General features: G+C 40.8%; 19 protein-coding genes. 2 read left to right on the top strand and 17 right to left on the bottom strand.

Annotation, left to right across the window (positions count from 1 at the left end; all coding sequences use genetic code 11):
• Positions 1 to 154: 154 nt before the first annotated feature.
• The 8 genes from ATZ99_RS06020 to ATZ99_RS05985 all read right to left on the bottom strand — a co-directional run bounded on the left by ATZ99_RS06020 (position 155) and on the right by ATZ99_RS05985 (position 10,720).
• Positions 155 to 919 carry a LytR/AlgR family response regulator transcription factor gene (locus tag ATZ99_RS06020; RefSeq protein ID WP_068748331.1) on the bottom strand — a complete coding sequence of 255 codons (765 nt, stop codon included), beginning with the start codon at positions 917 to 919 and terminating at the stop codon, positions 155 to 157.
• Positions 891 to 2,621 (bottom strand): sensor histidine kinase, encoded by a 1,731-nt coding sequence (locus ATZ99_RS06015; protein ID WP_068748330.1) that lies wholly within the window; start codon positions 2,619 to 2,621, stop codon positions 891 to 893. The genes ATZ99_RS06020 and ATZ99_RS06015 overlap by 29 nt, the downstream gene beginning before the upstream one ends.
• Positions 2,622 to 2,698: 77 nt before the next feature.
• Entirely contained in the window at positions 2,699 to 3,220 is a 522-nt protein-coding gene (locus ATZ99_RS06010) for a DUF8052 family protein (RefSeq protein WP_483855330.1), read from the bottom strand.
• A 68-nt stretch (positions 3,221 to 3,288) separates the two neighbouring features.
• Positions 3,289 to 4,902, bottom strand: a complete 1,614-nt coding sequence (locus tag ATZ99_RS06005) for a carbon starvation CstA family protein (protein ID WP_068748328.1) — start codon at positions 4,900 to 4,902, stop codon at positions 3,289 to 3,291.
• 262 nt (positions 4,903 to 5,164) lie between these two features.
• The gene (locus ATZ99_RS06000) at positions 5,165 to 6,448 is read right to left on the bottom strand and encodes an amidohydrolase (protein WP_068748327.1); all 1,284 of its coding nucleotides are present in this window, start codon (positions 6,446 to 6,448) and stop codon (positions 5,165 to 5,167) included.
• A gap of 2 nt (positions 6,449 to 6,450) precedes the next feature.
• Positions 6,451 to 7,638 (bottom strand): M20 metallopeptidase family protein, encoded by a 1,188-nt coding sequence (locus tag ATZ99_RS05995; protein WP_068748326.1) that lies wholly within the window; start codon positions 7,636 to 7,638, stop codon positions 6,451 to 6,453.
• 73 nt (positions 7,639 to 7,711) lie between these two features.
• Positions 7,712 to 9,247, bottom strand: a complete 1,536-nt coding sequence (locus ATZ99_RS05990) for an AbgT family transporter (protein WP_068748325.1) — start codon at positions 9,245 to 9,247, stop codon at positions 7,712 to 7,714.
• 156 nt (positions 9,248 to 9,403) lie between these two features.
• Positions 9,404 to 10,720: an HTH domain-containing protein gene (locus ATZ99_RS05985; RefSeq protein ID WP_068748324.1), complete on the bottom strand. Its 1,317-nt coding sequence runs from the start codon at positions 10,718 to 10,720 to the stop codon at positions 9,404 to 9,406.
• 148 nt (positions 10,721 to 10,868) lie between these two features.
• Here ATZ99_RS05985 and ATZ99_RS05980 point away from each other — a divergent pair, with 148 nt between their 5' ends.
• Together ATZ99_RS05980 and ATZ99_RS05975 are read left to right on the top strand one after the other, a co-directional pair.
• The gene (locus ATZ99_RS05980; RefSeq protein ID WP_068748323.1) at positions 10,869 to 11,114 is read left to right on the top strand and encodes a CopG family transcriptional regulator; all 246 of its coding nucleotides are present in this window, start codon (positions 10,869 to 10,871) and stop codon (positions 11,112 to 11,114) included.
• On the top strand, positions 11,104 to 11,532 hold the full coding sequence (locus tag ATZ99_RS05975) for a PIN domain-containing protein (RefSeq protein ID WP_068748345.1): 429 nt from the start codon (positions 11,104 to 11,106) through the stop codon (positions 11,530 to 11,532). The genes ATZ99_RS05980 and ATZ99_RS05975 overlap by 11 nt, the downstream gene beginning before the upstream one ends.
• Positions 11,533 to 11,580: 48 nt before the next feature.
• On the opposite strand, the gene uvrA is transcribed toward ATZ99_RS05975, so the two are convergent.
• From uvrA to prdA, 9 genes are all read right to left on the bottom strand, one after another.
• Positions 11,581 to 14,433 (bottom strand): excinuclease ABC subunit UvrA, encoded by a 2,853-nt coding sequence (gene uvrA, locus ATZ99_RS05970; RefSeq protein ID WP_068748322.1) that lies wholly within the window; start codon positions 14,431 to 14,433, stop codon positions 11,581 to 11,583.
• Entirely contained in the window at positions 14,430 to 16,451 is a 2,022-nt protein-coding gene (uvrB, locus tag ATZ99_RS05965) for an excinuclease ABC subunit UvrB (protein ID WP_068748321.1), read from the bottom strand. Before uvrB ends, uvrA begins: the two co-directional genes overlap by 4 nt.
• 213 nt (positions 16,452 to 16,664) lie before the next feature.
• Complete coding sequence (locus tag ATZ99_RS05960; RefSeq protein WP_068748320.1) at positions 16,665 to 17,531, bottom strand: sulfite exporter TauE/SafE family protein; 867 nt, start codon at positions 17,529 to 17,531, stop codon at positions 16,665 to 16,667.
• Positions 17,532 to 17,585: 54 nt separating this feature from the next.
• The gene (locus ATZ99_RS05955; RefSeq protein WP_068748319.1) at positions 17,586 to 18,629 is read right to left on the bottom strand and encodes a proline racemase; all 1,044 of its coding nucleotides are present in this window, start codon (positions 18,627 to 18,629) and stop codon (positions 17,586 to 17,588) included.
• A complete protein-coding gene (locus ATZ99_RS12210) occupies positions 18,626 to 19,096 on the bottom strand; it encodes a glycine/sarcosine/betaine reductase component B subunit (RefSeq protein WP_068748318.1) in 471 nt (156 codons plus the stop codon). The genes ATZ99_RS05955 and ATZ99_RS12210 overlap by 4 nt, the downstream gene beginning before the upstream one ends.
• Positions 19,097 to 19,107: 11 nt before the next feature.
• Positions 19,108 to 19,992, bottom strand: coding sequence for a glycine/sarcosine/betaine reductase component B subunit (locus tag ATZ99_RS12205; RefSeq protein ID WP_068748317.1), 885 nt, complete (start codon positions 19,990 to 19,992; stop codon positions 19,108 to 19,110).
• Positions 19,993 to 20,079: 87 nt separating this feature from the next.
• Entirely contained in the window at positions 20,080 to 20,805 is a 726-nt protein-coding gene (gene prdB / locus ATZ99_RS12200; protein WP_083947382.1) for a D-proline reductase (dithiol) protein PrdB, read from the bottom strand.
• 3 nt (positions 20,806 to 20,808) lie between these two features.
• Entirely contained in the window at positions 20,809 to 21,015 is a 207-nt protein-coding gene (locus ATZ99_RS05930) for a CBO2463/CBO2479 domain-containing protein (protein WP_068748314.1), read from the bottom strand.
• 14 nt (positions 21,016 to 21,029) lie between these two features.
• Entirely contained in the window at positions 21,030 to 22,796 is a 1,767-nt protein-coding gene (gene prdA, locus ATZ99_RS05925; protein ID WP_068748313.1) for a D-proline reductase (dithiol) proprotein PrdA, read from the bottom strand.
• Positions 22,797 to 22,815 lie beyond the last annotated feature (19 nt).

Raw genomic sequence — 22,815 nt, 5'->3', positions numbered from 1 at the left:
AAGCGTTCATTTTACCCTTGACACATCAAGATGGGTAAATATACTTGGTTAGGGCCATAAGAAAAGGTGACATTTTCTCTGAATAAAACTACCCCTCTTGGGGTGACATTTTCATAGAATCTTGACATAACCTCTTTAAAGTTGAAAGCTGATTTTATATATCAAAAATTCTTTTTAGTTCTTTTGCCTGGCGGCGGCTTACCGGAACCTCATCCTTTTCGTAACCCTGAATCGATAAAAGGTAAGTTCCGCCAAACCAGGGTATTATTTCCTTGACCTTTTCCAGGTTAACAAGGTAGCTTTTATGAGCCCTGAAAAAATTCGGACTGTTAATTTTTTCTTCCAGTTCCGTCAGGGTATAAGCGGAATAAAATTCCCCGTATATCGTTTTAACTTTACTTCCCTTTTCTTCGGCCTCACAGTAACAGATTTCTTCGGGATATATTAGATGAATCCTGTTGTTTTTCCAGAAAGATAGTTTCTTGCAGCAGGGTTTTTCAAGGCTCCTTAAGTATTCTGCCACTTTTAAAATTTCATCCTTCTCCTTCCTGTTTCGAAAAATTTCTATTAGTCTGTTCACGGTTTTTTCAATTCTGCTGGCGGAAAAGGGTTTTAAAATATAATCCACCGCATTTACTTCAAAGGCTTTTACGGCGAATTCGTCGTAAGCGGTAGCAAATATTATCAACGGCGATTTTTCTTTTTGTAGAATGTTGCGGGCTACTTCAAAACCGTCCATATCCCACAATTTAATATCGAGAAAAACCACGTCGGGCTTTTTTTCATCCACCTTTTCAATGGCTTCCTGTCCCGAAAAAGCCTCATCGATTATTTTTATTTCGGGGTAAGCATCCAGAAGATATCTCAGTTCATCCCGGGCTGGCGGCTCATCATCTACCAGCAGCGCGGTAATTTCCATAAGCCTCCCTCCAGGTCCTTTCGGTCGAAGGAATAAAGAACTTCACTTCAGTGCCCTTCATCAGCCTCGAATTTATTCTCAAACGGCTTTCGGATCCATAAAGATTTTCCAGCCTGGCGTTGACATTGAAAAGTCCAATTTTTTCGCCGCACTCCTTCTTATTAAAGAGATTTTCAACTTCATTTTCGTCCATTCCCAGACCATTATCGGCAACAGTTATCTCTATTCCGCCCGTAACTTTTCTCGTTTTTATTAATACAACTCCACCTTCCTTTTTCGGCAACAAACCGTGTTTTACAGCATTTTCCACCAGGGGCTGCAAAATGAGCGGAGGCACCATTACATTGGTATCCGGTTCAATTTCGTAAACCACTTTTAACCTGTCGCCAAACCTTGCTTGTTCTATGGCAAGATAGGCCCTCACGTGTTCAAGTTCCTGTTCTAAAGGTACCATTTCCTTGACGGAGCTAAGGTTTTTTCTCAAGAATTCACCGAGATAAATGAGAAGCGACCGGGCTTTTTCTGGGTTGCTGCGGCAAATGGAAACAATGGTATTTAGCGCATTAAAGAGGAAATGGGGATTAATTTGAAACTGTAAAGCTTTTAACTCCGCTTTAGCAAGAAGTTTTGCCTGATATTCCATCTTTGAAAGTTCCAGCTGGGTGGAAAAAAGCTGGGCAAGACCTTGCGCCAACCGAACATCGATACCGGTAATGCTGTTTTCCCTTACTTTATAAAGTTTAAGGCAGCCTATAACCTGATCCTTTTCCTTTAAGGGCACGATTACCGCCGACCTTAACGGGCATTCGTTAATTTTGCATTCGATTTCTTCCTTATTTGAAGCTATCTGGCACTCGCCAGTTTCTAAAGCTTTTTGAGTAAGTTTTGTCAGCACATTAATCCCGCTCTTATGGTGATCCTCTCCTGCCCCTATGTGTGCAAGGATCTGTTTATTATCGGTAATCGCCACCGCATCGTAATTTACTTTTTCGTAAATTATCTTTGCCGCTTTGAAAGCTGAAAATTCATTTAAACCCTGCCTTAAATAAGGGAGCGTCTCCGAAGCGATTTCCAGTGCAATTTGCGCCTGATAGGCTCCTACCCTTTCCTGCTCTCCAAAGATGCTTTCAATTATCGATATAAAAAGCGCAATTCCTATGGAGTTTACCGAAGTCATGGGGAACCAAATTACCTTTACCAGATTCAAAGCTGCAGAAAAAGGTTTTGCAACGATCAATATAATAACCATCTGCAACAGCTCCAAAGCTACACCAATTAACAAAGCGATTTTCCAGCTTACCTTCCCGTGATTTAATTTTTTATGCAAAAAACCGGCTATCGTTCCTTCGGTAAAAGTAGAAAGACCGCAGGCCAGCGCGGTAAACCCTCCGATATCTATGGCCCACCTGTGAAATCCCGCAAGGAATCCCGATAAAATACCCACAAAGGGCCCTCCTAAAAGCCCTCCTATTATGACACCTACCGCCCGGGAATTGGCAATAGCTCCATATACTGGAATGCCCATATAAGTGCCGAGTATCCCGAAAGCTCCAAAAATAGCCGAAAGCACTAATTTATCTTTAATTGAAACATGCTGCTTTAAAATTAAATTTTTAAAAGCTCTGTTTTTTGAAAGAAGTAGTGCAATAATTATAAATATCCCAAGTCTATTAATAAGTCCTTTAAGGATTAAATAAGCCATTAAAGCTTACCCCCGAAAAATATTCTCTCAATCAATGACCTTTTAATATAAATATACCATATTTATGAGATTTTTAATTATTTTTTTGATTTTCCATTTTTATCTGTTTTTAAAACTTTTTCCAGGTTTTTCCCCCAGCGGCTTACAATTATCTTTTCGTTTTTTAGATCCACCGCCGCTATATTAATTCTGCTCCATCCCTTCAATAAAAAAAAGTAGCTTTTTTCAAAGGAAAAACTCTTAATAGATTTTTCCACCTTTTCCTCAAGGCCATCCTCCAATATGGCTATCCCGTTTACAATGCTGCACATATGGTCTTCGTCAGGCTTTACGTAATTATCGTGAATTTTCCTCATCAACCCACTAAAAAGCTGAAAATCCTTTTCTTCAAATCTTTTTCCAAACAGCTTTATTGCATAATACTCATTAGTATTATAGGAGTCAATAACATCATTTGGAGTTAAAAAGGTTCTAACATGTTTTGCGTGGTATTTTGCAAAAAGATCAAATTTATTTTCATCAATTATAAAATCTCTTTCTATATCAAAAAATGGTTTTAATTTATTGTATATTATTTCTAAGTACTCTACCGGTTCCATCAAACCTTAGTTCCTCCTTTTTTAAAGATAAAGGAGGTGGGTATTCACCCACCCCTTTAATTTTTTTATTACATTTTTATATTTGTATTCTTACCCGTTTTTTTATTCGTCAGGGTGTTATAGGTTACAATAATCAAGATAATCGCAAGGATGAAAAGTGCGACTGCTAAAAATACCAGCAGGTAATTTTTTGCTACATAAAAGTTTCTCATCAAAAGCAAGGTTGCTGAAAGAGTTACAGCAAACATCCATATCATAGGCACCAAAGTAAACGTTGGATTCTTACCGGTTTTTACAAACCATGCGGTCAATGCCAGTAATGCAAGAGCAGCAAGGAGCTGGTTTGAAGAACCGAAAATCGGCCATATCTTCTGATAACCGTAGGTCACAAGCATGTAGGAAATAACAACTGTTATTGCGGTGGCTACGTACTTATCGGCTATCCAGCTGGTTTTTCCGGTTTCGGATTCAAAATACTCCTGGAAAATATACCTGGCAAGTCTTGTAGCGGTATCCAAACTGGTAAGGGCAAAAGCCGAAAAAGCCAGGGTTATAAATACCTTCCCAAATTCCCTGGGAATTCCGAAACTGCTCATAAACTCGGAAACGCCGTTAGCAAAAATTACTGCCGGAGCTCCTTCAGCCTTTGCTACGTAAGCCACGGATATTAACGAAACGATAGCAAGGAGCCCTTCTATTAACATAGCACCGTACCCTACAAATTGGGTATCCTTTTCACTGTCTATCTGCTTTGCTGTGGTACCCGAACCCACCAGAGAGTGGAAACCAGAAATTGCTCCACAGGCTACAGTTACGAAAAGTATTGGGAATAGGTACTGAGGACCGGCTTTGGTAACCACTGTAAAACCTTTAAAGGCTTGAAGCTGAAGCATCGGTCTCATAATAATTATACCCAGTGCACCGCCAATAAGCATTGCGTAAAGTATAAAGGAGTTCAGGTAGTCTCTGGGTTGAAGCAGTAACCATACGGGTAAAACCGAAGCAAAGAATACGTATACAAGAAGGATATACTGCCAGGTTTCTTTGCTGAACTGCAGGAAGGGGTATTTAAAACCTATCCAAATGGAGATGAAAATTACCGCAACGCCCACTATTGTTGATACAGCTAAGTTTGCATTTCTTCTATAAACAAACTCACCAAATATTATTGCTATAAGAATAAACAATACCGATGCCGTTCCCGCTGCAGGGGTTGCTGCAAAAGCATCTGCGGTTATGCTCGTAAAAGCACCTACCACCAGTATCAGTGTAAGCCAGGCAAAGATGTTAAAAAGCTTTTTCCCTGTTTTGCCAATATTGGCTTCAATGATCTCGCCTATGGATTTTCCCTTATGCCTGATGGATGCCAGAAGAGAGCCAAAATCGTGAACTCCACCTACAAATATACTGCCTATAACTATCCACAAATACACCGGTAACCATCCGAAAATAGCCGCCTGTATAGGTCCCGCAATAGGGCCCGCTCCCGCGATAGAAGCAAAGTGATGTCCGAGAAGTACAAATCTATTAGTGGGCACATAGTCTACGCCATCGTAAAGTTCATGAGCGGGAGTCTTTCTGTCCGGAGAAATTCCCCACTGTTTTGCCAGGTAAGCACCGTAAGTGGCGTAGGCCGCGATGAAAAGCACGGCACCCAGAATAAGAAGAACCAATGAATTCATGAGTCCAACCCCCTTTAAGATATTTGGAGATTAATAAATCTCTGCTAACAAAGCTTTACCCCTATCCCCCCTTATCCAGCATTTTGTGAAATTTGGGGTAATTTTAATACTACTATAAATATACTAATATTCAGTTTATTTTATTATACATTCTGGTATTCTTGGTGTAACCTGCTTTTCCACGAACGGCAAAAAAATAGCTCTCATCGGCACAAATTACGGAGTAATCGAAAAAGCCATCTCCAATTGAGATGGCTTTTTATTATTTCAATAGTTTTTTAGTAATTTTCAAATTAATTAAAACTCCATACAGCAAGGCTTTCTCATCAAAGTCAAAATAATTGTTGTGATGGGGAGCTGTTATAGGGCAAAGGATCTGTGAATATATAGCTTTCCCACCTTTTTCTTGAACTCTTTTTATAAAATATGTGGCATCATCGCTGCCGTTCATATTACTATCTACTCGAATATCGGGTAAATTTAATTCTCTTCCCACTTCTATCAATAAAGGAATCAATTCGTCGCTTCCATCAGCACATATTGCACTTCCTGCTTCGACTATTTCGTATTCTGTTTCATACATCTTAGAGCTTCCTGCAATTATTCTTTCAGCACAATTTTTCATGTATTCCACCAAATTATCGTTTTCACCCCTGATTTCCATTTGCATAATTGCTTTGTCTGGAATTATATTCCTTGAAGTTCCCGCATGTAAGACACCCACGTTTATTCTAGTTTGTCCTTCCGAATGCGGCGGTATTGCATGTAAATTAATAACGGCATTCGATGCAGCCAATAAAGCATTTTTACCCAAATGAGGGTATGCTGCAGCATGGGACGATTTTCCTTTAAAAGTCACATCCAATTTCTTCGTGGCAAAAAATCCCTTGCTTTTTGCCACCAAACCGATATCCTTTGTGCTGCCGAATCCTATATGCATGGCGAAAAAATAATCCACATCATCTACAACACCTTTTTTTACCATTGCTTTTGCCCCACGCACGCCTTCTTCCGCCGGCTGAAAAATCAAAACCACCTTGCCCTTCAATTCCTCTTTTGCTTTCGAAAGATATTCGGCAAAAACCAAACCCATTGCGGCGTGGCCATCATGTCCGCAAGCATGCATGACACCTTTATGTCTTGAAGAAAAACCGTACTTATAGGGTTTATGATTTTCATCTTCCGGTTCTTCCAGTTCCAATGCGTCTATATCAAATCTAAAGGCTACCGTTGGACCTGGATTTTTAGTATCCAATATACCAACTACACCTGTAAGGCAATCCATTTTTTTCAGTATTTCTTCATCGGCACGTTCATTAATTGCCCTTATAATATTTTCTTTGATAACTGTTTCCAACGGTCTTCCCATTACGCTTTTTTCATCAATTATCTCTTTCCCCAGTAATATTTCATAACCTAATCGGGATAATTCTTTTGCAATGATAGATGTCGTCCTGAATTCCAACCATCCCGTCTCGGGGTACCTATGAAAATCCCTTCGATAATTTATTGCTTTATTTAAAATTTCATTATATTGGTTATCCATAATTAATGGTTACTCCCTTCTTTTAGCAGCTCCAAAACGAGATTGGATAAAACGCTTATTCCAAAAGGAATGCATTCTTCATCAAAGACTACTTTACTATTGTGAAGCGGATATACACCGGTTTTATCGGAAGAAGTCCCCAATTTTAAATATAAAGATGGTATTTTTTGTGAGATAAAGGAAAAATCCTCTCCCCCCAGATCGGGATTAATTTTTACCACCGAATCCCGGCCGCATAAATTTCTCAGGGTATTTTCCGCCCAGGCCGTTAATTTTTCATCGTTAATTGTCATCGGGTAACCCTTTATATAATCTACATAACCCTGTGCTCCGCAAATCTTTGCGGCATGGGATACCGTATCGCGAATTAAATCTTCAATGTTAAGCCCTTTGTTATCGGAAAGAATCCTCACCGTGCCCTCGATTTCAACTTTATCGCAAATAACATTATATCTATCTCCCCCCCAAATCTTGCCCAAGGATAAAACAACATTATCCAGAGGGTTTATTCTCCTTGATATCATGGTTTGCAGGGAAATAATCACATGCCCTGCCGCAGTTATTGAGTCGTAGGTCAAATGTGGTGTTGCGGCGTGACCGGATTTTCCTAAAATATTAATGAAAATCCTATCGGACTGAGCCGAAATCGGTCCACTTTTTAATCCTATTTTCCCTACCGGAAGGAGCGGCCAAACATGCAAGGCAAAAGCATAATCCATCTTTGGATTTTCCAGGATACCCTCGTCTATCATTTTTTTTGCCCCACCGACAGGACTACATTCCTCCGCCGGTTGAAAAACAAAGCGAATGAAGCCGTTAAACCTGTTTTTCAGATCTGACAGAACCCGGGCGGTACCCAATAAAATAGCAGTATGAATATCATGACCGCAAGCATGCATTTTTCCGTCAACCTTTGATGCAAAGGGTAAGCCCGTCTCCTCTTTTACAGGAAGGGCATCCATGTCCGCCCTCAATAATACTGACTTACCTTCCTTCGAGCCGCATAAATCCGCTACTACTCCGGTCCCGGCGACTCCTGTTTTAACCGTTAGTCCCATAGCACTCAATTTTTCCGCTACCATAGCAGAAGTCCTGTATTCTTCATAACCTAATTCGGGATACTGATGTATTTCCCTTCGTATTTTGATTATTTCTTCTATATTTTTATTAATTAGTTCATTTATATACAAACTATTCCCTCCTAAGTTTAAGTACTTGGCGGGCTTTAAATGTGAAAAGCCCGCCGAAAAGTGTTTTTACATTTTACATAAAAATTCCTGCCCCAGGACCAAGAGGAAGTTTTAAAGCCATCCATACAAAAAGCTGAAGAATCCATACTATCATAAATATCAATGAATAGGGTATCATTAATGAAATCAGAGTGCCGACACCAATATTTTCATCATATTGCTGAGCAAAACCTAAAAGTATAGGGAAATATGGGAACAGCGGAGTAATCGGGTTAGTGGAAGAATCACCGATTCTATAAATTACCTGAGTAAAAGCAGGAGAATATCCCAGCAACATCATCATAGGCACAAAAATGGGGGCCAATATACTCCATTTTGCAGAGCCGCTGCCTATAAAAAGATTGATAATTGTCGATAATATTATAAGCCCTAAGGCTAAAGGTATTCCCGTAAAACCAATATTTTTCAAAAACTCCGCGCCCTTTACCGCCAGAACAACACCGATATTGCTCCAGTCAAAGAAAGCTACAAATTGACCGATTATAAATACCAATACTATGTAACTCGACATTTTCTTTACAGCTTCCGCCATTAATTTTGGGACATCCGCCGAATTTTTTATGCTTCCAATTTTTTTACCATACACAACTGAAATTGTGATAAAAAAGAACATTATTATTGGAATAATGCCTGACAAAAATGGCGAGGGAATCAGTCCTCCGGTCTTGGGGTTGCGCAAGATTGCCCCTTTTGGGACGACAAGTAAGGCAAGAATTACCAAATAGATAATTGCCGCTATTCCTGCACTTCGCAAAGCCTTATTTTCCTCAGGAGATAATTCTTTATTCTCTAAATATTTTATATTCCCTTTATATTCGCCTAATCTGGGAGCTATTATTTTTTCAGTAATCCATGCACCTACAAAAGTAAATATAATAGTTGAAGCCATCATGAAATACCAATTGATAGAAGGATTTATCTGCATTTTAGGGTCTATTATCTTTACTGCTTCCTGTGTTATCCCGGCAAGCAGTGCATCGGTGCCCACAATAATAAGATTTGCCGAAAATCCAGCACAAGCAGCTGCATAACCCGCTACAAGACCCACTAAAGGATTTTTCCCTAAGGATAAATATACACTTGCTGCTAATGCGGGAATTATAATAACCGAAGCATCGGAAGCAATATTTCCGTTAATACCTATAAACATAACTGCAAGGCTAATTGCCCATGCAGGTACCCCAAGCATCGTTTTCCTCATAAAAGCTGATAAAAGTCCAACTTCTTCGGACAATCCTATACCCATAGTCATTGCTAATACAAGGCCAAGCGGAGCGAATCCAGTAAAATTTTTAATCATGTTTTGTAAAATCCATCTAATACCTTCGGCATCCAGAAGGTTTTTCACTTTTATTACTTCTTTTGTCGCTGGATTTGTAACCGTAACTCCGGTTAAAGATAAAACCGCAGATAAGATCATTAAAAATACCGTTAAATAAATAAACAAAATAAAGGTATGAGGGATCTTATTACCTACTTTCTCTACCCAGTCCAAAAAACTCTCAAACTTTCCTTTCTTTTTGGGTAAATTGGTTTTTACTTCTAACAAAATTATACCTCCTTTTTAGGATATATTACGGTAATATGTCCTTATTTTAATATAATATATATTCGTTAAATTCATTAAAATTCCTTCTTGTTTTATAATTTTTTTAGTGTTTTTAATCCAATAAAAATAACCCCCAATAAGGGGGTAATTATTATCTTATAGTAAAACCTTATATACCCACAAAGGACGGCCTTTTGCTCCGCCTTTGTTTAAAAAAATGTTTGTGCCCACTATCTTTGCATATCCCTTTTTTTCCAATTTATTTAAAATTCTCCTTGCGCTCCTTTCGGATATATTTAATTCCATTGATAATTCTTTAGAAGAAATTTCGTTTTTATTTAAATTTCTCAAAGCCTGTTTTATTCTGCTTAAATTTAATGCTGATATCCCCGCTTTTTTAGCGATTTCCAGTAAATCACCGGTGATAAATTCCATATATTTGGATCCCTCTGGAATCAGTGGTCCTACTATATTACCATCCTCAGTAGCAATAAAACAGTTTCCATTATTTAATTTTGAATATTTTAGAGCGTTATAAGCATTATTTCTTGCGGTTTTTGCTGTTTTACCAAAGCCTACCCCCATTGTAACAAAATAGGGAAAATTTTCTTTAATATCTTTATACAAAGGATAACTGGAATAATCCTTGATAATATTTTCTAAGCTCCCTCTTGTGGTAAAAATAGCATATTCGCCTTCCCTGAATTTCACCATCGTCCCTTCCAATAGTTCTGAATGATCAATTATAATTTTTTCAAGTTCCAATAAAATTTTTTGCATTTTGTAGCTAAGATTATTATTTTCATAAATTTCCCTCAGCACATCCTCTACTCTTACGACAATAATGGCAAATTGGGTCTCTTTAAATTTGCTGCTTTCTCCGTACAACAAACCTTTAATAAAGGTTTCCTTAATAATGGATTTGGTTGGGAAAATTCTATAGGTTTTTATGCCCTTTCCCCTTAATATATCGTAAGGTTTTTGTAAACACGTGGCCACCGCTATTACCTTACCCTGATTTACCAATTTAATATGATAATCAATTATTTGTTCGTAGGGCAAGTATTTGTCGTATGCTAAGGTATATATTTTTTTGGTGGGAATGTTCAATTCTTTATAGGCTTCTTTAATATCTTCTTCCGATAACGTATCAAAACTTACTTTATCAAAATCTACTTTATCTAATTGTATGTTAAACAAGGTCCTGTACAAACATGTGCCGTTTCTTGGAATGTAAAGCATTGGAATTTCAATATTTTCACGCTCTTTCACCCAGTAATATGGTGCTTGGCCGCTAAATAATAAAACATCTAAAAAATTTTCTTCGCAAAATTTTCTTATATTAGACAATTCCTCAAAGTTCTGGTAAGGCTTAAAATATATCGATGCATTGTTATTGAAGTCTTCTACAATGTTTTTTATTATTTCAAGGGAGTCTGCAGGACCGATTATGCCCATTTTAATTTCCTTCATAGCATAGCCTCCAAAATTATTTTTGCACAAATTAATCATTCTCTATTATTTCTCTATCTCCTTCTATTGTAAATATTAATCTTACATTATTTCAAACATTGAATTTCACGTAAATACGTGCTATACTCATTTACGTGGAGGTGATATAATGAAAAAGACCCAAAATATCACGTTATCCTTACCCAGGGATTTATTACAAAAAATTAAACATATAGCAATAGATAAACAAACCTCTATTTCCGGCCTTTTAACAAAAGCTTTGGAAGAAATAGTTAAAAAAGAAGACATATACGAAAAGGCAAAAACACATCATTTGACCATATTAAATAATAATTACGAATTAGGAACAAAAGGAAATCCTGATTGGAGTAGAGATGATTTATATGAGCGATAAATCAGATTTACAATTTGTAGATACAAATATATTGGTATACGCTCATGATATCTCCGCAGGCAGAAAACACGAAATCGGTAAAAAATTATTAAAAGAGTTATGGGAAACAAGAAACGGATGTTTAAGTACGCAGGTACTAAAAGAATTTTACGTAATTGTCACAAAAAAGGTGAAAAAGCCTTTGTCACCTTTTGAAGCGTCCCAGATTATATCCGACCTCGGCTTCTGGAAATTAGATATACCAAACGTTAATGACATACTTAAAGCAATTCAGATTTCAAATCGTTATAAGATCTCATTTTGGGATTCTTTGATAATTTGCAGTGCATTAAATCTTGAATGCAAAATAATATGGAGCGAAGATCTAAATTCCGGACAGTATTTTGATAAATTAAAAGTGGTAAATCCTTTTTTATAATTTTTATAATAGAATAGTATAAGGCTTGGAAGGTTATTTAAAAACCTTTCAAGCCTTTTTTAAAGAGCTATAATTTATCGCCTCTTTTTCCAAAACCTTTTTCAAAAACATCCCCGTATAGGAGTTTTCATTTTTTGCTATTTCCTCGGGGGTGCCTACCGCTATTACCCGCCCGCCCCTTTCCCCGCCTTCGGGACCCAAGTCAATTATATAGTCTGCCACTTTTATCACATCTAAGTTATGCTCGATTACTATAACGGTGCTTCCACCGTCCACCAGCCTCTGGAGGACATCAAGTAGTTTAATTATATCCGCCGGATGAAGCCCCGTGGTGGGTTCATCCAGAATATACAGGGTCTTGCCGTTGCTTTTTCTGGATAGCTCCGTAGCAAGCTTTACCCTCTGGGCTTCTCCTCCGGACAATGTGGTGGAAGGTTGTCCGAGCTTTATATAGCCCAGGCCCACATCCCGCAAAGTTTCTAATTTTCGCTTAATTTTGGGATGGTTTTCAAAAAACTCTAAAGCTTCATCCACGGTCATATCAAGGACATCGGCAATGTTTTTCCCCTTATACCTTATTTCCAGGGTTTCCCGGTTGTACCTCTTCCCTTTACATACCTCGCAGGGGACATAAACATCCGCAAGAAAATGCATTTCAATTTTTATAATGCCGTCCCCTTTGCAGGCCTCGCACCTTCCGCCCTTTACGTTGAAGCTGAACCTCCCCGGCCTGTAACCCCGCATCCTTGCTTCCACCGTTTGGGCAAAAACATCTCTTATATCGTTGAAAACTCCCGTATAGGTGGCCGGGTTTGAACGGGGGGTTCTTCCAATCGGGGATTGGTCCACGTTTATAACTTTTTCGAAGAATTCCACGCCTTCGATGGAATCATAAGCTCCGGAGTTGGCCCGCACGTTGTAAAGCTTTTCCTTTAACGCCTTGTAGAGTATTTCGTTAACAAGGGTGCTTTTCCCCGAACCGGAAACCCCGGTAATGCAGGTAAAAAGGCCCACAGGGAAGGAAACATCAATGTTTTTCAGGTTGTGTTCCCTGCACCCCCTGAGAGTAAGCCACCTTCCATCGGGGATGCGCCTTCTCTCCGGTATTTCAATCCTCAACTTTCCCGATAAATACCGCCCCGTCAGGGATTCTTCACACTTTTCTATTTCCTCCGGTAGGCCCGCTGCTACAACCCTTCCACCCTTTTCTCCTGCGCCGGGGCCTATGTCAATTATATAATCCGCCGAGCGCATGGTGTCCTCATCGTGTTCCACCACTATGACCGTATTGCCCAGGTCCCGTAGTCCTTTTAAAGTGTTTATAAGTTTTTCGTTATCCCGCTGGTGAAGGCCGATGCTCGGTTCGTCCAAGATATAAAGGACTCCCACCAGCCTTGACCCTATCTGGGTGGCAAGCCTTATTCTCTGGGCCTCTCCTCCCGACAGGGTACCGGAAGCCCTGTCCAATGTAAGGTAATCAAGGCCCACATCCATCAGGAAATTCAACCGGTTTTTTATTTCCTTAAGGATCTGGTGGGCAATTACCCTTTCCTTTTCCGTAAGTTGGAGGTTCTCAAAGAATTCCAGAGCATCCCTTACCGAAAGGGCACTTACCTGGGCAATGGATCTACCGTTTATTTTTACCGCCAGGCTTTCGGGTTTTAATCGTGCTCCGTTGCAAGCGGGGCAGGGCTTGGTGCTCATATATTCCTCTATTTCTTCCCGGGACCATTCCGAATCCGTTTCCTGGTAGCGCCTCTTTAAATTGTTAACAACCCCTTCAAAATAGCTTTTAAAATGGCGGGTACCCGAATATCTCCCTTCAAAGGTGAATTCAATGGGCTCATCGGAACCGAAAAGTAGTATATTTATCATCTTTTCATCCATTTTATCAAGGGGAGTATCCACATCGTACCCGTAATGCTCGAGAACCGCTTGAAGCATCTGAAAATATATCCCGTCAGGGCTGGAATTCCACGGTGCTATGGCACCTTCCGCCACCGATTTTGTTTTATCGGGTATTACCAGATCCGGGTCAATTTCCATGTTTATACCCAGGCCGCTGCAAACGGGGCATGCACCGTAGGGGCTGTTGAAGGAAAACATCCTGGGGGTTATTTCTTCAATGCTAATACCACAGTCAGGACAGGCAAAATTCTGAGAAAAAAGAATCTCTTCTTTTTCCACCACATCAATTAAGACGAGCCCCTCCGCCTTCGAAAGGGCAACTTCTATCGAATCGGCAAGCCTTGATTCTATACCTTTTTTTACTGTTAGCCTGTCCACAATTATTTCTATATCGTGCTTTTTATTCTTATCAAGTTTAATATCCTCCGAGGTTTCGTATATTACTTTGTCCACCCTTACCCTTACAAATCCTTCCTTTTTAATTTTCTCAAATAGTTTCTGGTATTCACCCTTCCTGCCCCTGACAACGGGAGCTAAAACCTGTATTTTCGTTCCTTCCGGAAGAGCCATTATGGAGTCCACCATCTGGTCCACCGTCTGCTGGGATATCTCCCTGCCGCATTTCGGGCAGTGAGGCCTGCCGATCCTCGCAAATAAAAGCCTTAAATAATCGTAAATTTCCGTTACCGTGCCCACTGTGGATCTGGGGTTTTTGCTGGTCGTTTTCTGGTCAATGGAGATCGCAGGAGAAAGCCCCTCAATATAGTCCACGTCGGGCTTCTCCATCTGGCCCAAAAACTGCCGGGCATAGGCAGATAGGGATTCCACGTACCGCCTTTGTCCCTCAGCGTAAATGGTGTCAAAGGCAAGGGTGGATTTCCCCGATCCGGAAATACCGGTTATCACCACCAATTTATCCCTGGGAATTTCCACATCTATATTTTTCAGGTTGTGTTCTCTTGCACCTTTTACTATAATCTTATCTTTGCTCATCTTTTTATACCTTCCTTACCGCTGTTTTGCTTTACTACCCCGAAAACCCGGGCATTTATTTCAAAAATTACATCCCTTATCCTGGCAGCTTTTTCAAACTCCAAGTTCTTTGCCGCTTCCCTCATCTCTTTCTCGAGTCTTTCAAGAAGCGCTTTTATCTCCTTCTTGCTCATCTTGTTTATATCCTTATCCGGCAGGTATTCCATATTATCTTCCGCAGCTTTTGTAGCTTCTATAAGTTCCCGGATTCCCTTCCTTACCGTTTCGGGAGTTATGCCGTGCAACCTATTGTATTCCATTTGAATTTTTCGCCTTCGGTTTGTTTCGTTTATGGCTTTTGCCATGGACTCGGTAATGGTATCCGCGTACATGATTACCTTTCCTTCCGCATTTCTTGCAGCTCTGCCGATGGTTTGAATAAGAGACGTCTCGGACCTTAAAAATCCCTCTTTATCCGCATCGAGAATCGCAACAAGGGACACTTCGGGCAGATCCAATCCTTCTCTCAGAAGGTTTACCCCCACCAGACAATCGAATTTTCCAAGGCGAAGATCCCTCAATATCTGAAGCCTCTCCAGGGTATTTATTTCCGAATGAAGATATTTTGCTTTAATACCCACATCCTTCAGGTAATCGCAGAGGTCTTCCGCCATCTTTTTTGTTAGGGTTGTTACCAGCACCCTCTGGTCCTTCAAGGCCCTCTTTTTTATTTCCCCTATCAAATCGTCAATCTGTCCTTTAATAGGCCTTACTTCCACTTCCGGGTCCACAAGCCCGGTAGGTCTTATAATTTGTTCAACAATTTGGCTGGATTTTTCAAGCTCATAAGGGCCGGGGGTGGCGGACATAAAGATAACCTGATTAATCTTATTCTCAAATTCTTCAAAAGTAAGGGGCCTGTTGTCGAAAGCCGAAGGAAGCCTGAAGCCGTGTTCAACTAAGGCTTCCTTCCTCGAACGGTCCCCCGCCCACATGGCTCTAAGCTGCGGTATGGTTACGTGGGATTCATCTATTATAATCAGGTAATCTTCGGGAAAATAATCGAGCAATGTAAAGGGCGGTTCCCCGGGTTTTCGCCCGGTAAGGTGCAGGGAGTAGTTTTCTATACCCTTGCAGTATCCCGTCTCCAAAAGCATTTCTATATCGTAGTTGGTCCTCTGCTTCAATCTTTCCGCCTCTAATACCTTGCCCTGGCTTAACAGTTCGTTAACCCTTTCCTCCAATTCTTTTTGTATGGATTTTATCGCCATCTCCAAACGATCCCTGGGAGTGACGTAATGGGAAGCTGGAAATACCGCCACATGAACCCTTTCGCCTATCACTTCTCCCGTAAGCACATCCACTTCGGTGATTCTATCGATGGTATCGCCAAAAAACTCTATCCTTATAGCCCTTTCGGAAAACGAAGCGGGGAAAATTTCCAGTACATCTCCCCTTACCCTGAAGCTCCCCCTTTTAAAATCTATGTCATTTCTGACGTATTGTATTTCCGTTAACCTTCTTATTACCTCATCCCTGTCCCTCTCCATTCCGGGTCGAAGGGAAACCACCTGGCTTTCATAGTCCACCGGTGAACCAAGACTGTAAATACAGGAAACGCTGGCCACTATTACCACATCGCGCCTTTCGAAAAGGGCTGCAGTAGCCGAGTGGCGAAGTTTGTCTATTTCATCATTTATAGAAGCATCTTTTTCTATATATGTATCCGTTTGAGGAATGTATGCTTCAGGCTGATAGTAATCGTAGTAGCTAACAAAATATTCCACAGCATTTCCCGGGAAAAATTCCTTAAGCTCGCTGCAAAGCTGTCCCGCAAGGGTCTTATTATGGGCAATTACCAGGGTGGGTTTTTGAACCCTTTCTATAAGATGAGCAATTGTAAAGGTTTTCCCCGTTCCGGTCGCTCCGAGCAGTGTTTGAAACTTATAGCCCTTAAAAATCCCATCAGCCAGTTCTTCTATGGCTTTCGGCTGATCACCTTTTGGTACAAAATCCGATACCACTTTAAAACGGCCCATTTTCAGGCCCCCTTTTTTAATCGGTTATTCAATAGAAAATGTCACCTAAGCATTATAACAAAATTAGATTTCGTTTAAAAGTATTATCGAAACATTGTTCGGTATAATTTTATATTAAAAACCGGCCCTTTGCAATAAACCCGGGGCCGGTTTTTAATTTGATTTATTCGATTTTTTATTATTTTTTACCTTTATTCTAATTACAATCTAACATTACTTTTCTTGTGTATTTTTCATTGCAGACCGGAGCATGGTTATTGCGGTGTAAACTATGACGAATACTACAAGCCACTTTAGTAATGTTAAAGGTAAGGATTTTACAATATAAGCTGCTATTAATACGCCGAGAGAACCGAAGATTGTGATAGCCACCGAAGCTTTTCTGTCGTAAGCACCTTCCTGAACGAATTTAATGGATGCTGCCGGCATCAAGAAAGCGCAGGAACCCATCATTATGGGGAATGCCACCCTGGGGCTCATGCCGAGCGCATAAACCAGTGCCATACAGGGTGCGTAAAGTCCGATTCCTATAGTCATCAACGCGCCCAGGATAAAGTTACCTACCACACCGATAATTAATTTTGAACCGGTTAGCCCTATGGCTTCACCGCCAACAGGCATTAAACCTAATAAACCGATCACGAACACAAAGGCTACTATTAAAAGTGCTATACCCATACCCAGCTGAATTTTCTTTTCGGGAAGTTTTGCAACGATTCCTGCACCCAGAACCGCACCGAGGGTTGCAGCAGCAAGCATGGAAATTAAAGTGATTGGCTCCACTTTAATTACAGTCATGAATATGAAGGCTTCGAGTACAACTGGGATGGTCATGCTCACGTTCAAAGTACCGGGAATTAATCTGTCAGGTACCAATCGGAACAGCTTAAAAAGGGCGGTGGTCGGAGCAAAGCTTCCTATACCAAGGGTATCGAAAAAGTTTACGATAAATCCTACTACCGAGAGTGTAGCAAAACTTGCGTTGGAAAAGGTGTGCTTGTTTTTCACCGTATCCTTTACGAAATAGTAGGAAAAACCCAAGGTCAAAAGACCCAGCGCTGATAATACAGCTTGAAGCATATAATTTTTTCCTCCTTCTTATTAATAATTTTTCAATATTAATTTTTTTTTTATTTATTTTACGATTTTACAGCAGTCACCGCTGGCAGATGAACCGAGTAAGAATCCATATTTTACGGGATCTTCGGGATCTATCACCATCTGGTTAAAACCGGTTATAAATGCATTTCCCGTAATTTCAGGTATGACAGCTTTATAAGGCCCAACATTTGTCTCTGCCACCAATTCGCCTTTAAAAATAGTACCTATAATACTTTCATAATAAAAGGGCTGATTTAAACTGAGCTTCCCTTTTGCAAAGAGGGTAGCCATTTTTGCACTGGTGCCGGTTCCGCAGGGAGACCTATCCGCCTGTCCATCCCCAAATATAACAACATTTCTAAGGTGAGCGTCAGGATTATCGGTTTCATCGTATATTTCCACAAGGTCGATAGTTTTTATGTGTTCTTTTTCCGGATGCTGGACGCTTATCTGTTCATTGGCAGCTTTTTTAATTGACATTCCTATTTTTATTATTTCATCAACATTTTCCGGTTTTACTTTAATATTCAGCTGTTTCGCATCCACTATTGCAAAGAAACTGCCACCGAAGGATATGTCAGCCTTTATTTTGCCTATACCTGCCACATCTATTTCCACATCGGATTTGTATAAAAATGCAGGAACGTTTCTAACCGTAACCGATTTGACCACATTGTTTTCCACTTTGGCTCTTGCTTCTACAAGGCCTGCAGGGGTATCCAGTTTTACGTAAGTCACAGGCTCAACGGGTTTTACCATGCCCGTCTCGATGGCTACCGTTACCGCACCGATAGAGCCATGGCCGCACATATTGAGATAACCACCGCCGTCCATGAATATTATCCCAAAATCCGCTTCAGGATTCACCGGGCTTGTAATTATTGAACCAAACATATCCCTGTGACCGCGAGGTTCGTGCATTAAAGCCCTTCGTATATGGTCCATATTTTTTTCCAGATATTCCTTTTTTTCGGCCATGGTCTTACCCGGAATGGCAGGGATGCCACCTATCACCACACGGGTTGGCTCTCCCATGGTATGGGAGTCTACTGCATATATCATTTTTTCAAACCTCATTTTTTACCACCTCTTCTTTTCATTTTTTCTTTTAATATTTTTAGGGCTTTAATCATATCCTTTTCTTCGACGGTATTCTGGCACACTATTTCCGTTTCCATCCCTTCCTTTGCCTTGTCTAAATCAATTATATCCTCCATATACTCATTTTCAACCACAAGCCCGTTTCCTGCAAAGGTTAAGCCAACCACCGGTATACCCCTTTTGCCCAGTTCTTCAATATGAGCTGCAAAATCCACATGCTGATTTCCAAAACCTTCGGCATAGATAATTACTCCATCCACTCCCAGGGCTTCTGCCAGCATCCCCAATCTTTTTGCTACATAAAATTTTTCCTCATTGTCCTGCGGACTTCCCACCACTGCAACACCTAATAAATCTATTTCCTTATCCCTCCTTGCCACATCTACCATGGGGTCATTGACGTGGTGGAGGGTTGTTTCTTTTGTAGAAGGTCCTACACCCATTTTTACCACTCCTAAGTTACCGAATGAATGCCGCCATCCTTTACCTCGTTGGGAGTAAGAATAATCGGCACATTCCCTAAATCTATGATGGATTTTCCTCCCCTTACTCCGCCCGGCTCGGAAGGCATTATAATTTTTTCGTGCATTGCTCCCTGACCGCCGAGCTCTTTTACTATGAGTACTTTGGGCAAGCCCTTTCTTTTTACATCTTTAAAAACCATAGTGTTTACTGCTTCTTCTGGTGATAATTTCTTCAGCTCCTGTCTTATTCTATCCAGTATAAAATCCGCTACCTGATGCGCTGCCAGGGGCCCCCGCCTCTCCATACCGGTACCCTTTTCAATAACCACATTAATCCTGAAAATAATATCTTTATTTCCTGGGGTACCGGGCATGTTAAAGGCTACCTTATCCTTAAGAACCCCATGGGAGGAACCGAATTCCGATACCTGTTTTCCTTCTTCATCAACTCCGGTAAGAAAAACCACCATTCCGTTTAATATATGAGTAATCCCTTCCCCTATTTTCCCCTCTACTTTTGTCATTACCGGGATAATATCCATAATTGTATTTGTGAAAATATTTCTATTTTCGGGATAAATTACATCAAACGTTATTTTTTTCACAAGTTGGCTAATTTTTAAAGCTTCTTCCGTTAATGAAGAATCAATATATAAGGTATTATTGCAGATTTTCGTATTATCTGAAATTTTAATATCTTTTATTAAATATTCCCTTATTTTGAGCTCCCTTAAGACTTCTTCTCTCGGGAGTACCCTCAGGTTTTCCTTTTTTAACTCTTTTTCTCTTTTTTTCTGCCTCTCAATGGCTTCCACGTATTTTTCAGGCATCTCTACGGTAACGCTTTTGGCGTTAGCCATAGATATCTTGAACATATGAAGACCCCCTGACTGCCCCCAAAAAATTTTTTTCAACTCCCGGCAAAAGCTTTTTGGCTTTTGCCGGGTATAATTTGGGGGGTATTAGATTTTTGCTTTGTATTCGTAGGGCAGGTGAATGATTTTTCCGGGAACATCAATCTCTTTGAGTGCTTTTAATGCATCTTTTAATATCGCTGTTTGCATTGCTTTGTTGTTGGGTTCCCCAACGTTGGCTCCCATGGGTACCATCGGAGCGACTATTCTCGGGGAACCCTGCTGTTTTGCTACCGGCGGCAGTGCTGCTATAAGCACCGTAGGAATTCCCGCACTTTCAATTGCTCTCTGCACAATCACGGCAGAGCGGTGGCAGGTCCCTCACCCGGCAGTTAAAACAGCTACGTCAACTCCTTCTTTTTTCAAGATTTCCGCAATAGCAGGACCGGTTTCCTCCTGAAATTTCTTAACGTTCCCACCGCCACCCATAAATCCTATATTGACTGGTGCAATGGCTTTTATAAAACCTTCTGCTGCTAATTCTCTTAATCTATCAATAGGGAACATACAGTTTATATCTCTGTTTACATCGGTGTTATCATAACCTCCGTGAGTTACCATCAACTCCGAAGAAGGAGTATCTCCCGGAATTTCACGGAAGGTAAAATCGCCTGCTAAATTGAAGGGTTTTTGTGATTTTAAGTGAACACCCGCTGCAGTAACAAAGGCAACAGTGCAATCCTTTAATTCTTTGGTAAAAGGAGTAAAAACGGGTGGTGGGGTTATTGGTACGAATATTTCCGACTGCAGCCCTTCTATTACCGTCAATTTCATCTTTCACGACCTCCCATCATTTATTAATGTCACATAGCTCATCATTAATTCCACTTCGTCTCCTTCAGAGGGGTGCCTGTCGGATATGAGCATCCTCAAGGGCACCCGTAGCATTCCCATTCGACCTTTAAATTCTATTTTTACATCCCTTTCGGTAACCTCAATTATCCTTCCTCTTATCCTGTTGAGGCCCGAATATAATTCATCCATCTAAAAGACTCCCTTTAAGCCTTATATTTTTCATCCACCAGTTTCTGATTATTTTCCACTACCGACTGATCCCATTTCTTGGAAGGAGGCAGGATTTTTACACCGGCCATTTTTGCTTTTAGCATTGCTACTGCCCTTCTTGCATCTTCGGGGCACAAAGTGTTATCTCCGAGAATCTCGGATTCCATACCGTTTTTGTCTTTGTTGAGCTCTACCATTGCATCCATGTATTTATTTCCAACTATTAACTGACCCTGATAGGCTGCATAGGTAACACCGACTACCGGTATCCCGCGTTTTCCTATTTGTTCAATGTGGGACGCAAAGTCGATGTGGTTGTTTCCAAAGCCTTCGGTGGTTACAATGGCACCGTCTACTCCCAGTGCTTCTACTAAAGCGCCCAATCTTTCGGAAACGTAGAATTTCTCCTCGTTAATCTGCGGGCTTCCTACGAATACTACACCGACCAGGTTGAGTTCTTCATCCTCTGCCAGCAGGTTCACCAGCGGTTCTCTGAAGTAGTGGCGGGTATTTTCCTTGGATGCGGGTCCAATGCATGTTAGAGCGTGAATTCCGCCGTCCCTTACTTCATTGGGAGAAAGAACTACGGGTATATTTCCGAGGTCTACATTCGGCCTTCCTCCAAGAACACCTGCGGGTTCTTTCGGGAGTATCACGTTATCGTGCATTGCACCCTGGCCCATGATTTCTTTTACCAGAACTACCCTTGGCCTTCCTACTCTCTCCACATCTTTGTATTCGGTGACTTTTACAGCTTCCGAAGCGGGCTTTTTCTTCAATACCTCTCTGATTTCCTGAATAACAGCATCGCAGGCCTTGTGTGCAGCGTAGGGTCCCTTTCTTTCCATACCGGTGCCGCCCTGAATTGTTACGTGAATCCTTATCATAATATCGTTCTCATCAGGGCATCCGGGCCTTCCGAATCTTACTTTTTCTCCGATTATTCCTTCGCAGGAACCGAATTCATGCACCTGTATGCCGCTTTCGTCCACACCGGTAAGCACAACCACAGCTCCGGACATTACATGAGTTACACCTTCTCCGAGAGGACCTTCCACCTTGGTAGCAATGGGGATTACGTCCATTATTGTATTTGTAAAAACATTCTTGTTGTCGGGAGTGATGATGTCGATTTCCATTTTCTTTGCAATTGGGTCTGCTTTTAATGCATCTTCCATTAATGACCTTCTAATGGTAAGAACTCCGTTTTCAAAGGAGGTTTCTTCACCCAATCTTACCTCTTTTACTTCAAATTCCCTCATTACAAGGGTGCGTTTTACTCTATCCTCAATTTTTGCTTCTTTTTTCTCCTCTTTTGCCTCCACCGCTTCTTTTTCAGGGGCTGGAGCGGTAGCCACAATTGCGGGAATTTCAAGGTTTATGCCTTTACCTTCTTCAATGTGAATCCTGATTACGTTTGGAGCGGTTTTTACCGGAGCGGCTTCTACCACTTTTGCTTCCTTTGCTTCTACTGCCGGAACTGCTTCCTCTATCTCCTTTACCGCTTCTTCCCCACCTTCAATCATATCGGGAGTAATGGGTGTAAGAGCATCCACCGTTTTTACAAGTTTTTTGCCGAGTACCTGCCCGATGGTCAATACATTTGCGGGTATTTTCAAAAGTCCTGAATCTTCTAAGTCCGGGAATATAGCGGGATCTTCTAAATCTGCCGGACTTATTACCGTACCTGCCTGTGCAAGGCAGCAAACCACTGCAGGATCGTTTTTATGCTGGCTGGCTGTTTCTGGAGTTATAGACATCCTTTTTACCTCCTTTTCT

The sequence above is a fragment of the Thermovenabulum gondwanense genome (assembly GCF_001601575.1).
Classification (GTDB): domain Bacteria; phylum Bacillota; class Thermosediminibacteria; order Thermosediminibacterales; family Thermosediminibacteraceae; genus Thermovenabulum; species Thermovenabulum gondwanense.
The sequence above is the reverse complement of the archived record's forward strand: the minus strand, read 5'-3'. Positions and strand labels throughout refer to the sequence as shown.

Excerpts from the sequence above, each read along its gene's own strand:
- ATZ99_RS06020 (WP_068748331.1), bottom strand. The coding sequence starts at position 919 with ATGGAAATTACCGCGCTGCTGGTAGATGATGAGCCGCCAGCCCGGGAT.
- ATZ99_RS06015 (WP_068748330.1), bottom strand. The coding sequence starts at position 2,621 with ATGGCTTATTTAATCCTTAAAGGACTTATTAATAGACTTGGGATATTT.
- ATZ99_RS06010 (WP_483855330.1), bottom strand. The coding sequence starts at position 3,220 with ATGGAACCGGTAGAGTACTTAGAAATAATATACAATAAATTAAAACCA.
- ATZ99_RS06005 (WP_068748328.1), bottom strand. The coding sequence starts at position 4,902 with ATGAATTCATTGGTTCTTCTTATTCTGGGTGCCGTGCTTTTCATCGCG.
- ATZ99_RS06000 (WP_068748327.1), bottom strand. The coding sequence starts at position 6,448 with ATGGATAACCAATATAATGAAATTTTAAATAAAGCAATAAATTATCGA.
- ATZ99_RS05985 (WP_068748324.1), bottom strand. The coding sequence starts at position 10,720 with ATGAAGGAAATTAAAATGGGCATAATCGGTCCTGCAGACTCCCTTGAA.
- ATZ99_RS05980 (WP_068748323.1), top strand. The coding sequence starts at position 10,869 with ATGAAAAAGACCCAAAATATCACGTTATCCTTACCCAGGGATTTATTA.
- ATZ99_RS05975 (WP_068748345.1), top strand. The coding sequence starts at position 11,104 with ATGAGCGATAAATCAGATTTACAATTTGTAGATACAAATATATTGGTA.
- uvrA (WP_068748322.1), bottom strand. The coding sequence starts at position 14,433 with ATGAGCAAAGATAAGATTATAGTAAAAGGTGCAAGAGAACACAACCTG.
- uvrB (WP_068748321.1), bottom strand. The coding sequence starts at position 16,451 with ATGGGCCGTTTTAAAGTGGTATCGGATTTTGTACCAAAAGGTGATCAG.
- ATZ99_RS05960 (WP_068748320.1), bottom strand. The coding sequence starts at position 17,531 with ATGCTTCAAGCTGTATTATCAGCGCTGGGTCTTTTGACCTTGGGTTTT.
- ATZ99_RS05955 (WP_068748319.1), bottom strand. The coding sequence starts at position 18,629 with ATGAGGTTTGAAAAAATGATATATGCAGTAGACTCCCATACCATGGGA.
- ATZ99_RS12210 (WP_068748318.1), bottom strand. The coding sequence starts at position 19,096 with ATGGGTGTAGGACCTTCTACAAAAGAAACAACCCTCCACCACGTCAAT.
- ATZ99_RS12205 (WP_068748317.1), bottom strand. The coding sequence starts at position 19,992 with ATGTTCAAGATATCTATGGCTAACGCCAAAAGCGTTACCGTAGAGATG.
- ATZ99_RS05930 (WP_068748314.1), bottom strand. The coding sequence starts at position 21,015 with ATGGATGAATTATATTCGGGCCTCAACAGGATAAGAGGAAGGATAATT.
- prdA (WP_068748313.1), bottom strand. The coding sequence starts at position 22,796 with ATGTCTATAACTCCAGAAACAGCCAGCCAGCATAAAAACGATCCTGCA.